At 72.3% G+C, this 12,985-nt stretch carries 11 protein-coding genes; 8 read left to right on the top strand and 3 right to left on the bottom strand.

Annotation, left to right across the window (positions count from 1 at the left end):
* The first annotated feature begins 3 nt into the window (after positions 1-3).
* The 4 genes from ACIP5W_RS10160 to ACIP5W_RS10145 all read left to right on the top strand — a co-directional run bounded on the left by ACIP5W_RS10160 (position 4) and on the right by ACIP5W_RS10145 (position 2,920).
* Positions 4-900, top strand: coding sequence for an arylamine N-acetyltransferase (locus ACIP5W_RS10160; RefSeq protein WP_401469591.1), 897 nt, complete (start codon positions 4-6; stop codon positions 898-900).
* A 142-nt stretch (positions 901-1,042) separates the two neighbouring features.
* Positions 1,043-1,288, top strand: a complete 246-nt coding sequence (locus ACIP5W_RS10155; protein ID WP_401469588.1) for a hypothetical protein — start codon at positions 1,043-1,045, stop codon at positions 1,286-1,288.
* Between the two features lie 106 nt (positions 1,289-1,394).
* The gene (holA, locus tag ACIP5W_RS10150; RefSeq protein ID WP_401469585.1) at positions 1,395-2,384 is read left to right on the top strand and encodes a DNA polymerase III subunit delta; all 990 of its coding nucleotides are present in this window, start codon (positions 1,395-1,397) and stop codon (positions 2,382-2,384) included.
* A 308-nt stretch (positions 2,385-2,692) separates the two neighbouring features.
* The gene (locus ACIP5W_RS10145) at positions 2,693-2,920 is read left to right on the top strand and encodes a nuclear transport factor 2 family protein (RefSeq protein ID WP_401469582.1); all 228 of its coding nucleotides are present in this window, start codon (positions 2,693-2,695) and stop codon (positions 2,918-2,920) included.
* A gap of 238 nt (positions 2,921-3,158) precedes the next feature.
* Here ACIP5W_RS10145 and rpsT read toward each other — a convergent pair whose 3' ends face one another.
* On the bottom strand, positions 3,159-3,425 hold the full coding sequence (gene rpsT, locus ACIP5W_RS10140; protein WP_015660447.1) for a 30S ribosomal protein S20: 267 nt from the start codon (positions 3,423-3,425) through the stop codon (positions 3,159-3,161).
* A gap of 220 nt (positions 3,426-3,645) precedes the next feature.
* On the opposite strand from rpsT, the gene lepA reads away from it, so the two are divergent.
* The 4 genes from lepA to hemW all read left to right on the top strand — a co-directional run bounded on the left by lepA (position 3,646) and on the right by hemW (position 11,169).
* Complete coding sequence (gene lepA, locus ACIP5W_RS10135; RefSeq protein ID WP_401469578.1) at positions 3,646-5,514, top strand: translation elongation factor 4; 1,869 nt, start codon at positions 3,646-3,648, stop codon at positions 5,512-5,514.
* A 240-nt stretch (positions 5,515-5,754) separates the two neighbouring features.
* On the top strand, positions 5,755-7,629 hold the full coding sequence (locus ACIP5W_RS10130) for an AMP-dependent synthetase/ligase (RefSeq protein ID WP_401469575.1): 1,875 nt from the start codon (positions 5,755-5,757) through the stop codon (positions 7,627-7,629).
* A 302-nt stretch (positions 7,630-7,931) separates the two neighbouring features.
* Positions 7,932-9,833, top strand: a complete 1,902-nt coding sequence (locus ACIP5W_RS10125; protein WP_401469572.1) for a SpoIIE family protein phosphatase — start codon at positions 7,932-7,934, stop codon at positions 9,831-9,833.
* 103 nt (positions 9,834-9,936) lie between these two features.
* Positions 9,937-11,169, top strand: a complete 1,233-nt coding sequence (gene hemW, locus ACIP5W_RS10120) for a radical SAM family heme chaperone HemW (protein WP_401469569.1) — start codon at positions 9,937-9,939, stop codon at positions 11,167-11,169.
* A gap of 45 nt (positions 11,170-11,214) precedes the next feature.
* On the opposite strand, the gene ACIP5W_RS10115 is transcribed toward hemW, so the two are convergent.
* On the bottom strand, positions 11,215-12,087 hold the full coding sequence (locus tag ACIP5W_RS10115; RefSeq protein ID WP_401469566.1) for a DUF3097 domain-containing protein: 873 nt from the start codon (positions 12,085-12,087) through the stop codon (positions 11,215-11,217).
* A gap of 31 nt (positions 12,088-12,118) precedes the next feature.
* Positions 12,119-12,844 carry an MBL fold metallo-hydrolase gene (locus ACIP5W_RS10110; RefSeq protein WP_401469563.1) on the bottom strand — a complete coding sequence of 242 codons (726 nt, stop codon included), beginning with the start codon at positions 12,842-12,844 and terminating at the stop codon, positions 12,119-12,121.
* Between the last annotated feature and the right edge of the window lie 141 nt (positions 12,845-12,985).

Genomic DNA, 12,985 nt, shown 5'->3' with positions numbered 1-12,985 from the left:
GGCATGGATTCCGTACAGGCCGCCAGCGCCACGTCCCCGCTCGACGCGCGTCTGGTCGATGCGTATCTGCGTCGGCTCGGCGTCGAGTACCCGGCGTGGCCCACCGCCGACGTCCTGCGGGAGCTGCACCTGCGGCACCTGCGGACCGTGCCCTTCGAGAACCTGTCGGTGCATCTGGGAGAGGAGATCGTGCTGGAGGAGAGACGGCTGGTCGAGAAGGTCGCCACGTCGGGAAGGGGAGGGTTCTGTTACGAGCTGAACGGCGCGTTCGGTTCGCTGCTCACGGCGCTGGGCTTCGATGTGACGCTGCTCGCCGGCCGGGTCTACGGCGACGAGGGGCGGCTCGGGATCCCGTACGACCACCTCGCGTTGCTGGTGCGCACGGTGGACGCGGGGGAGTGGCTGGCCGACGTCGGCTTCGGGGCGCACAGCCACCACCCGCTCCGTTTCGAGCACCGGGGGCAGCAGGAGGACCCCGGCGGCCTGTTCCGGATCATGGAGGCCCGTGCGGACGCGGCCGGGGTGAAGGGCGGGGCGGGCCGGCCGGCGCGTGAGGGCGACGGCGTGGCGGGGGCGGCCGACCTGGACGTCGTACGGGACGACAGGCGGGTGTACCGGCTGGAGGTGCGGCCCCGGGTGCTGGGTGACTTCGTGGCCGGGGCGTGGTGGCACAGCACCTCGCCCGCGTCGCACTTCACACGGTCGCCGGTCTGCTCGCGGATCACCGAGGACGGCGGGCGGATCACGCTCAGCGGCCGCCGGTTGAAGGTGACGGACCCACAAGGACACAGCAGGGAGGAGGAGTTGGCGGGGGACGAGGAGGTGCTGGACGTGTACCGGGAGCGGTTCGGGATCCGGTTGGAGCGGGTGCCGGTGGCGCGGGGCGGTGGCGCGGCCTGAGGAGACCGACCGGCCGGCCCGCAAGCCCGGAGAGCCGGTGCGGCGTGCTGGGGCCCGGCAACGGGAGCGAGCCGGACGTACGGCTCGTCTCCCACGGCCGACCTGCTCTCCGGCCTCCCTGGACGTGCCGGAAAATGGGCGGGTGAGCGATGTGAGACATGTGCTGGTGCTGCCCGACCGCGACGCCGCCGAAGAGGTCGTGGAAGCACTCGGGGAGCGGTTCGGGGTGCGCGAGGAACCGCAGGTCGTCCGGGACGCGTTGGCCGGTGAGGACGACGCGGAGGACGCGCAGTGGCTGGTGGTGCTGCGGGACGAGGAGGGACGGCTCGACGCGGAGGAACTGCACGCCTTCGCGGCCGAGTGGGACGGGTGGCGGGAGGAACCGTAGGGGCGACGCGGTGAGGGCGACGCCGTAGGCGGAGCCGCTGCCGGGTCCCCGCTGCCGGGTCCCCGGCCGGTCCTCGCTGTCACCGCCTCGTGCCATCCTTGACCCAATGGCCAGGAAGACTGCGAATGACGACCCTCTCGCCCCGGTGACGCTCGCCGTGGGCCAGGAGGACCTGCTCCTCGACCGTGCCGTGCAGGAGGTGGTGGCCGCCGCCCGGGCCGCCGACGCCGACACGGACGTGCGTGACCTGACGTCGGACCAGCTCCAGCCCGGCACGCTCGCCGAGCTGACCAGTCCGTCGCTCTTCGCGGAGCGCAAGGTCGTGGTCGTACGCAATGCGCAGGACCTGTCCGCCGACACGGTCAAGGACGTGAAGGGGTATCTCGCGGCGCCCGCCGAGGAGATCACGCTCGTGCTGCTGCACGCTGGCGGGGCCAAGGGCAAGGGGCTGCTGGACGCCGCGCGCAAGGCGGGGGCGCGGGAGGTGGCCTGCCCGAAGATGACCAAGGCGGCTGACCGGCTGGCCTTCGTACGGCAGGAGTTCCGGGCCACCGGCCGGTCGGCCACCCCGGAGGCCTGTCAGGCGCTCGTCGACTCCATCGGCAGCGATCTGCGGGAGCTGGCGGCGGCGGTGTCGCAGCTCGCCGCCGACATCGAGGGGACCATCGACGAGGCGATCGTCGGACGGTACTACACGGGCCGGGCCGAGGCGTCGAGCTTCACCGTCGCGGACCGGGCCGTGGAGGGCAGGGCGGCGGAGGCACTGGAGGCGCTGCGCTGGTCGCTGGCCACCGGCGTCGCACCCGTGCTGATCACCAGTGCCCTCGCGCAGGGTGTACGGGCCATCGGCAAGCTGTCCTCCGCGCGCGGCGGCAGACCCGCGGACCTCGCGCGGGAGCTGGGCATGCCGCCCTGGAAGATCGACCGGGTCCGCCAGCAGATGCGGGGCTGGACTCCCGACGGCGTCTCCCTGGCCCTGCGGGCGGTCGCCGAGGCCGACGCGGGTGTGAAGGGCGGTGGCGACGACCCGGAGTACGCGCTGGAGAAGGCCGTGGTGGCGGTGGCACGGGCGGCCCGTTCCGGGGGCCGCGCGTAGGGCCGGTCGCCGGGGCCGGACGCCGAGCCGGTCGCCGCTTCGGCTGCCGCCGGTACCGGACCCGACCTGTCCGACCAGCACACCTGGAACCGATCAGCACACCTGGAACCGATCAGCACACCTCGAACTCCACCCCCTCGAATCCCACCTCTCGAACCCCACCCCTGGAACCCGCGCCTCGGATCGCATCGGCACCCCTGGGTCCAGTCGCCGTCCCCGGCGGACGGAGGAGAGTCCCCGGTGGACGGAGGGGAATCGGAGCAGCAGCCGACGCATCGCCCGGGGCGTCGGAAAGGTGGCGATCGACCATGGCCGAACACCCGCACTCGGCGCTCGTTCGCAGGGGCTTCGAGGTTTTCTCCCGGCGTGACACGGACACCCTGCGGGAACTGGCGGCGAAGGACGCCACGCACCACGTGCCCGGTGTTCACCCGCTCCCGGGTGACTTCGAGGGCCAGGGCGCGATCAGCGACATGTGCCGGCGGTTCGGTGAGTGCGTCGAGGACATCGACAGGAGCGACGACTTCTGGTCGTGAGGACACCCGCCGGGAGCACCCGCTGGAAACACCCGCCGGGAAACACCCCGACCGGGAATGCCGAAGGCCCCGGTGCCCGCCCTGGGGAAGGGCGAGGCGCCGGGGCCTTCGGTTCGCGATGCTGGATCCACGCCCGCGTGGCGAACGCAGGCCGCGCGTGGATCCGTGGGTGCCGGTCGGGAGCGGATGAGAGAGGGCCCGCTCTGAGTCTCCCCGGCGATCAGATCAAGAAGGGAGTTCAGCCCTTGAGGGACGCGACCTTCGAAGCGAGCGCCGACTTCTTGTTGGCGGCCTGGTTCTTGTGGATGACGCCCTTGGAGACGGCCTTGTCGAGCTGACGCGCGGCAGCGCGCTGGTACTCGGTGGCCTTCTCGACGTCACCCGCGGCAGCGGCCTCGCGGGCCTTGCGGATCGCGGTCTTCAGGGAGGACTTGACGGCCTTGTTGCGCAGCCGAGCCTTCTCGTTGGTCTTGATCCGCTTGATCTGGGACTTGATGTTCGCCACGAAAGAGCCTTTGCAGGTTCAGGCATGGGGCCGCTCGGGTCCCGTGCCAGGTGATTTCTTGAGTGTGCCTCGTGCTGAGAGGGCATGAGACACAGCCACCCAGAGTACCAGCGGGTCCGAGAGCGGCCCAAACCGGTCCCCGGTCGCCGCGCGTGGGACCATGGAACCTACGTATCGATCCGACCCGAGGCATAAGGCGCCTCAAGAGACAGGACCCTGCGTGCCCGCGACCCCTAACAATGTGCCCGAGCCGAGCCGTACCGACCCGGCACTGATCCGCAACTTCTGCATCATCGCGCACATCGACCACGGCAAGTCCACCCTCGCCGACCGGATGCTTCAGCTGACCGGTGTGGTCGAGCAGCGGCAGATGCGTGCTCAGTACCTCGACCGCATGGACATCGAGCGTGAGCGCGGAATCACGATCAAGTCCCAGGCGGTGCGTCTGCCGTGGGCTCCGAGCCAGGACCCCGGAAACACGCACATCCTCAACATGATCGACACCCCGGGGCACGTCGACTTCACCTACGAGGTCTCGCGGTCGCTCGCCGCGTGCGAGGGCACCATCCTCCTCGTGGACGCCGCCCAGGGCATCGAGGCCCAGACCCTCGCCAACCTCTACCTGGCGATGGAGAACGACCTCGCGATCATCCCCGTACTCAACAAGATCGACCTGCCGGCCGCGCAGCCGGAGAAGTTCGCCGAGGAACTGGCGAACCTCGTGGGGTGCGATCCGGACGACGTGCTGCGGGTCTCCGCCAAGACCGGTGTCGGCGTCGACGCGCTGCTCGACAAGGTCGTGCGGGAGGTCCCGGCGCCGGTCGGGGTCAAGGACGCGCCCGCCCGCGCGATGATCTTCGACTCGGTGTACGACTCCTACCGGGGCGTGGTCACGTACGTCCGTGTCATCGACGGGCAGCTCAACAGGCGTGAGCGGATCCGGATGATGTCGACGAACGCCACGCACGAGCTGCTGGAGATCGGCACCAACTCGCCCGAGATGCTGTCGGCCGACGGCCTCGGCGTCGGCGAGGTGGGCTACCTGATCACCGGGGTGAAGGACGTCCGCCAGTCCAAGGTCGGTGACACCATCACCAGCCAGCACAAGGGTGCGACCGAGGCGCTCGGCGGCTACAAGGACCCCAAGCCGATGGTCTTCTCGGGCCTGTACCCGCTGGACGGCTCCGACTACCCGGAGCTGCGCGACGCCCTGGACAAGCTCCAGCTCAACGACGCCGCGCTGGTCTACGAGCCGGAGACCTCCGCCGCCCTCGGCTTCGGTTTCCGCGTGGGCTTCCTGGGCCTGCTGCACCTCGACGTGATCCGGGAGCGGCTGGAGCGCGAGTTCGGTCTCGACCTCATCGCCACCGCGCCGAACGTGGTGTACCGCGTGGTCATGGAGGACGGCAGCGAGCACACCGTCACCAACCCGAGCGAGTTCCCCGAGGGCAAGATCAACGAGGTGTACGAGCCGGTCGTGCGCGCCACGATCCTGTCGCCCACCGAGTTCATCGGCTCGATCATGGAGCTGTGCCAGACCCGGCGCGGCACTCTGCTCGGCATGGACTATCTCTCCGAGGACCGGGTCGAGATCCGCTACACGCTCCCCCTCGCGGAGATCGTCTTCGACTTCTTCGACCAGCTGAAGTCGAAGACGCGCGGCTACGCGTCGCTGGACTACGAGCCCACCGGCGAGCAGACCTCCAGCCTGGTCAAGGTCGACATCCTGCTGCACGGCGACAAGGTCGACGCCTTCTCGGCGATCACCCACAAGGACGCCGCGTACGCCTACGGTGTGCGGCTCGTCGCCAAGCTGCGCGAGCTGATCCCGCGGCAGGCCTTCGAGGTGCCCATCCAGGCCGCCGTCGGCTCGCGGGTCATCGCCCGCGAGACCATCCGCGCCATCCGCAAGGACGTCCTCGCCAAGTGCTACGGCGGCGACATCTCCCGCAAGCGCAAGCTGCTGGAGAAGCAGAAGGAGGGCAAGAAGCGGATGAAGATGGTGGGTTCGGTGGAGGTTCCGCAGGACGCCTTCATCGCCGTCCTGAGCAGCGACGAGAACGCGGGTTCGGGCAAGGGCAAGAAGTAGCCCGCCGACACGCCGGTTCCGGGGCCCGCCGCGCTGTAGCGCGGCGGGCCCCGCCCCGTCATCGGGTAGTCGTTGTGTAAAAAGTGACAGTCCGTGGCCCCTTACGTGCAGGCCAGTCGCCCTCTACTCTGATCCCTGCTCGATAGTTACTCGCGAGTTAAACAACAGCCGCACCGAGCCGGCCGCATTGTCAACAGCCGCACCGAGCCAGCCGCACCGTCGCGGGTCCCGGAGGATGTCGTGAGCGACACACAGACACTGATCGAGAACCGTCCGCCGTCCGTCGCGGGCCTCTTCCTGGAGCGGGTGGCCGCCACGCCGGACGCGGAGGCCTACCGCTACCCCGTGCCGGCACCGTCGGGCGAGGGCCCGGACGACTGGAAGTCGCTGAGCTGGGCGCAGGCCGCCGAGCGGGTCCACGCCATCGCGGCCGGCCTGATCGAGCTGGGCGTGCAGCCCGAGCAGCGCGTGGCGCTCGCCTCCTCCACCCGCCTCGAGTGGATCCTCGCCGACCTCGGCATCATGTGCGCGGGCGCGGCGACGACCACCATCTATCCGCAGACCAACGCCGGGGAGTCGGCGTTCATCCTCTCCGACTCCGGGAGCCGGGTGCTGATCGCGGAGGACGCGGCCCAGGTCGCCAAGGCGGTGGAGAAGCGCCAGGAGCTGCCCGAGCTGACCCATGTGGTGGTGATCGACCCGGCCGGGGTGGAGACCGCCGACTGGATCCTCACGCTCGACGAGCTGGAGAAGCGCGGCGCCGCCCGCCTGGAGCAGGACCCGCAGCTGATCAAGGAGCGGGTCGGCGCGATCACCAGGGAGCAGCTCGCCACCGTCATCTACACGTCGGGCACCACCGGCCGCCCCAAGGGCGTGCGTCTCCCGCACGACAACTGGTCGTACATGGCGAAGGCGATCGCCGCGACCGGCCTGGTCGGCCCCGACGACGTGCAGTACCTGTGGCTGCCGCTCGCCCACGTGTTCGGCAAGGTGCTGACCTCGGGCCAGATCGAGGCCGGGCACGTCACCGCCGTGGACGGCCGCGTCGACAAGATCATCGAGAACCTGCCGGTCGTGCGGCCGACGTACATGGCGGCCGTCCCCCGCATCTTCGAGAAGGTCTACAACGGGGTGGCCGCGAAGGCCCGTGCGGGCGGCGCCGCCAAGTACAAGATCTTCCAGTGGGCCGCCGAGGTCGCCCGCGAGTACGCCAAGGCCGCGCAGGACAACTTCCGGCGCACCGGCACGGCCTCCGTGCCCTTCGGGCTCGGTGCCAAGCACAAGGTCGCCGACGCGCTCGTCTACGCGAAGATCCGCGAGGCGTTCGGCGGCAACCTGCGCGCGTGCGTCTCCGGCAGCGCGGCCCTCGCGCCGGACATCGGCTACTTCTTCTCCGGCGCCGGCATCCACATCCTCGAGGGGTACGGCCTGACGGAGTCCTCCGCGGCCTCCTTCGTGAACCCCGGCGAGGCCTACCGCACCGGTACGGTCGGCAAGCCGCTGCCCGGCACCGAGGTGCGCATCGCCGACGACGGCGAGATCCTGCTGCGCGGTCCCGGCATCATGGAGGGCTACCACGGGCTGCCCGAGAAGACCGCGGAGGTCCTGGAGGCCGACGGCTGGTTCCACACCGGCGACATCGGCGAGCTGTCCCCCGACGGGTACCTGCGGATCACCGACCGCAAGAAGGACCTCATCAAGACGTCCGGCGGCAAGTACATCGCGCCCGCCGAGGTCGAGGGACAGTTCAAGGCGGTCTGCCCGTACGTCTCCAACATCCTGGTGCACGGCGCCGACCGGAACTTCTGCACGGCCCTGATCGCCCTGGACGAGGTGTCCCTGCGCAGCTGGGCCGAGGAGAACGGCCTGGGCGGGAAGTCGTACGCCGAGATCGTGGCCGCGCCGGAGACGGTGGCGCTGATCGACGGCTACGTGAAGCACCTCAACCAGGGGCTGCAGAAGTGGCAGACGATCAAGAAGTTCCGGCTGCTGCCGCGTGACCTCGACGTGGAGCACGGCGAGATCACGCCGAGCCTGAAGCTGAAGCGGCCGGTCGTCGAGCGCGAGTACAAGCACCTGATCGACGAGATGTACGCCGGGGCGCGCGAGGCGTAGGCGCCGGCAGGGGACCTCGATGCCGGGGCGGCCGCGGACACGCCACCTCCGGCCGAGGCCGGCACCGGCACCGGTGCGGGTGCGGGTGCGGGTACGGGCGCCGGGACGAACAGCGGGATGCTCGCATCCCGCCCAGGAAGCGACCCTTTCCGGACACATGCGGAACCCGGTTCCCCCTCGACGCGGCCCACTTCGGTGACTCGGCGCGTATGGGTGCGGCCGTTCTGTCACCCTGTCGGCATCGGCCGGGGTGTGCCGCCCGCGGACCGAGGCCCGATTCGTCGATCGCCCGGGAGCTGTCCATGGGGGCCATTCCCACCCAACGGGAGACCGTGTCCCGTGCCAGTGGTGCGCCGGCGCACGCGGACGGGCACCCGCACGCGCGCGCGACCCTCGCCGGCAGCCCCCTCGCGCCCGGCGCCGCCCGTGGCGTCGTCCGCGCCGCGTTCGCCGAGTGGACCGGCCGCGGCCTGCCCGGTGCCCGGGAACTGGCGGGACGGCTCGGCGAGGAGGCGCTACTCGTCGTCAGTGAACTGGTCACCAACGCCGTCGTGCACGCCGGTACCGACGTCGACCTGCTGTGCCGGCTGGAGACGGAGCCGGAGCAGCCCGACACCTGCGCCGTCGTCGTGGAGGTCACCGACCACCACCCTTCGCGCGCCCCCCGCGACGGCGGCCCCGACATGCCGTACGACACCCCCGAGTACGGCCGCGGCCTGCGCCTGGTGGCCACGCTGGCCGACGCGTGGGGCGTGACGTACCGCCGGGGAGCGAAGACCGTGTGGGCGCGGCTCCCGGCCCGTCCGGCGGACGACGACGGGGACCCCGACGAACCCCGGGCCCGCACCGCCCCCGCGCCCGCCACCTCCCTCGCCTTCGCCGAGGCGCTCGCCCCCGGCGGCCGGTCCGCCGCCCACGACCGCGACTGGCTCGGCCGCGGCGCCCTGTCCTTCCTCGCCGAGGCCTCCGACCTGCTCGCCGGGCAGCTCGACGAGGAGCTGGTCGCCGCGCTCACCGGCCAGCTGATCGTGCCGCGCCTCGCGGACTGGTGTGCGGTCCGGCTGGAGGACGAACTCGGCCCGCGCGCCGGCTGGGACGACGGCCCGCAGGCACGGCTGACCCGCGTCTGGCACGTCAGCGAGAACCACGTCGAGGAACTGCGCCGCGCCCTGGAGAAGGACCCGCCGCGCCCGCCCGACGGCCCCGACTCCGGGCCCGCGGCCCACCCCTGGCCCGGCGGCGCGCTCGGCCCGCACGGCACCGCCCTCGCCTACCGCCTGGTCGCCGGCGGCCGCCCGCTCGGCACCCTCGTCATCGGACGGGCCGGGCTGCCGCGCTTCCCCGACGAGGTCACCGGACTCGTCGAGGACCTCGGCCGACGTGTGGCGCTCGCCATCGGCGCCGCCCGCCAGTACGCCCGCCAGGCCACCATCAGCGCCGTCCTCCAGCGCGGTCTGCTGCCCGGCGCGGTCGCCGAGATCCCCGGCCTGCGCAGCGCCCTCGTCCACGAGCCGCGCGAGCAGGGCGGGCCGAGCGGCGACTTCTACGACCTGTTCCCGGTGGGCGACGGCCGCTGGTGCTTCGCGGTCGGCGACGTCCAGGGCAAGGGCCCCGAGGCGGCCGTGGTCATCGGACTGGCCCGGCCCTGGCTGCGGCTGCTGGCCCGCGAGGGGTACGGCGTCGCCGACGTCCTCGACCGCCTCAACCAGCTCCTCCTCGACGACGCCACCGAGGCCGCCGACGCGGCCGCCCGCGCCTTCGTCGGCCCGGCGGGCCCCGGCGACGGGCCGCAGACCCGCTTCCTCTCGCTCCTCTACGGCGAACTCGTGCCCTTCGACGGCGGCGTCCGCTGCACCCTCGCCTCGGCCGGCCACCCCCTGCCCCTGCTCCTCGGGCCCGACGGCTGCGTGACCACGGTCGCCCAGCCGCAGACCCTCCTCGGCGTCGTCGAGGACGCCACGTACGTCAGCGAGACCCTGGACCTGTGGCCCGGCGACACCCTGCTCTGCGTCACCGACGGCGTCACCGAGCGCCGCTCGGGCTCCCGCCAGTTCGACGACGGCGACGGTCTCGCCCACGCCCTGTCCGGGTGCGCGGGGCTGGAAGCGGAACTGATCGCCGAGCGGATCCGCCGCCTGGTCCACGAGTTCGGCGGCCGGCCCCCTCAGGACGATCTCGCCCTGCTGGTGCTCCAGGCCGAGTAGCCGAGCAGCGCAAGCGCGGTGCGGCACGGCGCCGCGGAGGAGCCGGAGAGCCGACCCACGGGACCCACGGGACCTGCGAGCCGCGTACGGGACAATGGAGGACATGCCTTCCGCACTCCCCGACGGCGAGCCCGTCCCCACCGACGGCGCGCTGCCCGCCTCCGCGCTCGCCGGGGCCGCCGACCGCCCCCTCGGGTTCTACCTCCACGTGCCCTACTGCGCGAGCCGCTGCGGCTACTGCGACTTCAACACCTACACCGCCACCGAGCTGCGCGGCACCGGCGGTGTCCTCGCCTCCCGCGAGAACTACGCCGACACCCTGATCGACGAGATCCGGCTGGCCCGCAAGGTCCTCGGCGACGACCCGCGCAAGGTGCGCACGGTCTTCGTCGGCGGCGGTACGCCCACCCTGCTCGCGGCCGGTGACCTGGTCCGGATGCTCACGGCCATCCGCGAGGAGTTCGGGCTTGCCGCGGACGCGGAGGTCACCACCGAGGCCAACCCGGAGTCGGTGGACCCGGCGTACCTCGCCACGCTCCGCCAGGGCGGCTTCAACCGGATCTCCTTCGGGATGCAGAGTGCCCGGCAGCACGTGCTGAGGATCCTCGACCGCACCCACACGCCCGGCCGCCCCGAGGCCTGCGTGGCGGAGGCCCGCGGCGTCGGCTTCGAGCACGTCAACCTCGACCTGATCTACGGCACCCCCGGCGAGTCGGACGACGACTGGCGGGCCTCCCTGGACGCCGCCCTCGGCGCCGGACCCGACCACGTCAGTGCGTACGCCCTGATCGTCGAGGAGGGCACCCGGCTCGCCCGCCGGATCCGCCGCGGCGAGGTCCCGATGACCGACGACGACGTCCACGCGGACCGGTACCTGATCGCGGAGGAGACGATGTCCGCGGCGGGTTTCGACTGGTACGAGGTGTCCAACTGGGCCACCTCCGAGGCGGGCCGCTGCCTGCACAACGAGCTGTACTGGCGGGGCGCCGACTGGTGGGGCGCGGGCCCGGGAGCCCACAGCCACGTCGGCGGCGTGCGCTGGTGGAACGTGAAGCATCCGGGGGCGTACGCGGCGGCGCTGGCGAGCGGCCGTTCACCGGGTGCCGGACGCGAGGTCCTGTCGGATGAGGACCGCCGGGTCGAGCGGATCCTGCTGGAACTGCGGCTGCGGGAAGGGGTTCCGCTGGACCTGCTGAAGGAGGCGGGGCTGGCGGCGTCGCGGCGGGCGCTGTCGGAGGGGCTGCTGGAGGGCGGCCCCTACGAGACGGGGCGGGCCGTCCTCACCCTGCGGGGCCGGCTGCTGGCGGACGCGGTGGTGCGGGACCTGGTGGACTGAGGGTCTCGACCGAGGGACCCCGAACCCGGTGTCCCGTACCCCGGGTCAGGTTTCGGCCGGTGCCGTGACGAAGTCGATCAGTTCCTCGACCGCTCTCAGCAGCTCCGGCTCCAGGTCCTTGTAGGACTCCACCCGCTTCAGGACGGCCTGCCACACCGCGCCGGTGTTCTCCGACGGCCATCCCAGGGCCCGGCACACCCCCGTCTTCCAGTCCTGCCCGTGCGGGACGCGGGGCCAGGCCGCGATGCCCACCGCCGACGGCTTCACCGCCTCCCAGATGTCGATGTACGGGTGGCCCACCACCAGCGCGTGCTCGCCGGTCACGGACTGTGCGATGCGCCACTCCTTGGTGCCGGGGACGAGGTGGTCCACCAGTACGCCCAGCCGGGCGTCGGGGCCGGGGGCGAACTCGGCGACGATCGACGGCAGGTCGTCCACGCCCTCCAGGTACTCCACGACCACGCCCTCGACGCGCAGGTCGTCGCCCCACACCTTCTCCACCAGCTCGGCGTCGTGCCGGCCCTCGACGTAGATGCGGCCGGCGCGGGCCACCCGGGCGCGGGCGCCGGGCACGGCGACCGAACCGGAGGCGGTACGGGCGGGCCGTACCGGAGCCGCCGGCGCCGGGCGGACCAGCGTCACCACCTGTCCCTCCAGGAGGAAGCCGCGCGGCTCCAGCGGGAAGACCCGGTGCTTGCCGAAGCGGTCCTCCAGGGTGACCGTGCCCGCCTCGCAGCGGATCACCGCGCCGCAGAAACCGGTGCCGGGCTCCTCCACCACCAGACCGGGGTCCGCGGGGACCTCGGGGGCGGGCCGCTGCTTCTTCCACGGCGGGGTCAGGTCGGCGGCGTATGCACGGGGGCGCGGGCCCGAGGGGCCCTCGCTGGAAGGGCGGTGGCGGGAGACGGGTGGGCGCATTCGGATGACGATAGGAGAAGCCCCGGCACGGTCACAGCGACACGCCGAAACGCGCTGCCAGCGCGTCCCGTTGGGCCCGGACGAACGTCGCGTCGACCACCGCGCCGTGACCGGGCACGTACAGCGCGTCCTCGCCGCCGAGGTCCAGCAGCCGGTCGAGGGCGGCCGGCCAGTGCGACGGTACGGCGTCGGGTCCGGCCTGCGGTTCGCCGGACTCCTCGACGAGGTCGCCGCAGAAGACGACCTCGGGCGAGCCGGGGCCCGCCGGGACGAGGACGGCGAGGTCGTGCGCGGTGTGGCCCGGACCGACGTTGGCCAGCAGGACCTGCCGTCCGCCGCCCAGGTCGAGCGTCCACTCGCCGGAGACCGGGTGGCGGGGCCGTACCAGGGTCTCCGCGGCCTCCGTGGCCGTGGTCTCGTCCAGGCCGCACCGGATCGCGTCCGCGCGCAGCTCGTCCGCCGTTACCGTGTCCGCCCCCACCGCCGCGTAGACCTCCGCGCCCGCGAAGGCCGCCGCCCCGAGCACGTGGTCGAAATGGGGGTGCGTGAGCGCGAGATCCGTCACACGCAGGCCGGCGAGTTCCTCGGCGCGCATCCGCAGCCGGGCGCCCTCGGCGAGACTCGACCCCGCGTCCACCAGCAGGGCCCGCCCCTCCCCGACGACCAGCCCCACCGTGCAGTCCCAGCCGGGAAGCCGGCACCGGCCGACCCCGGTGGCGACCCGCTCCCATCCCAGCTCTTCCCAAGTCACCGTCATACCGCGACGCTAGCCCCGGCGGCCCGGCAGGGCGACCGACCTTGCCCAGGGTGTACCCCACAGCCGTACACTGGGCCGGGGAACGCTGGCACTCGAATGTGAAGAGTGCCAGGCGAGGAGCCCGGGGGACCGGGGACGACT

Source organism: Streptomyces sp. NPDC088766, assembly GCF_044750845.1.
Classification (GTDB): Bacteria; Actinomycetota; Actinomycetes; order Streptomycetales; family Streptomycetaceae; genus Streptomyces.
This window is presented reverse-complemented; position numbering and strand designations above follow the sequence as displayed.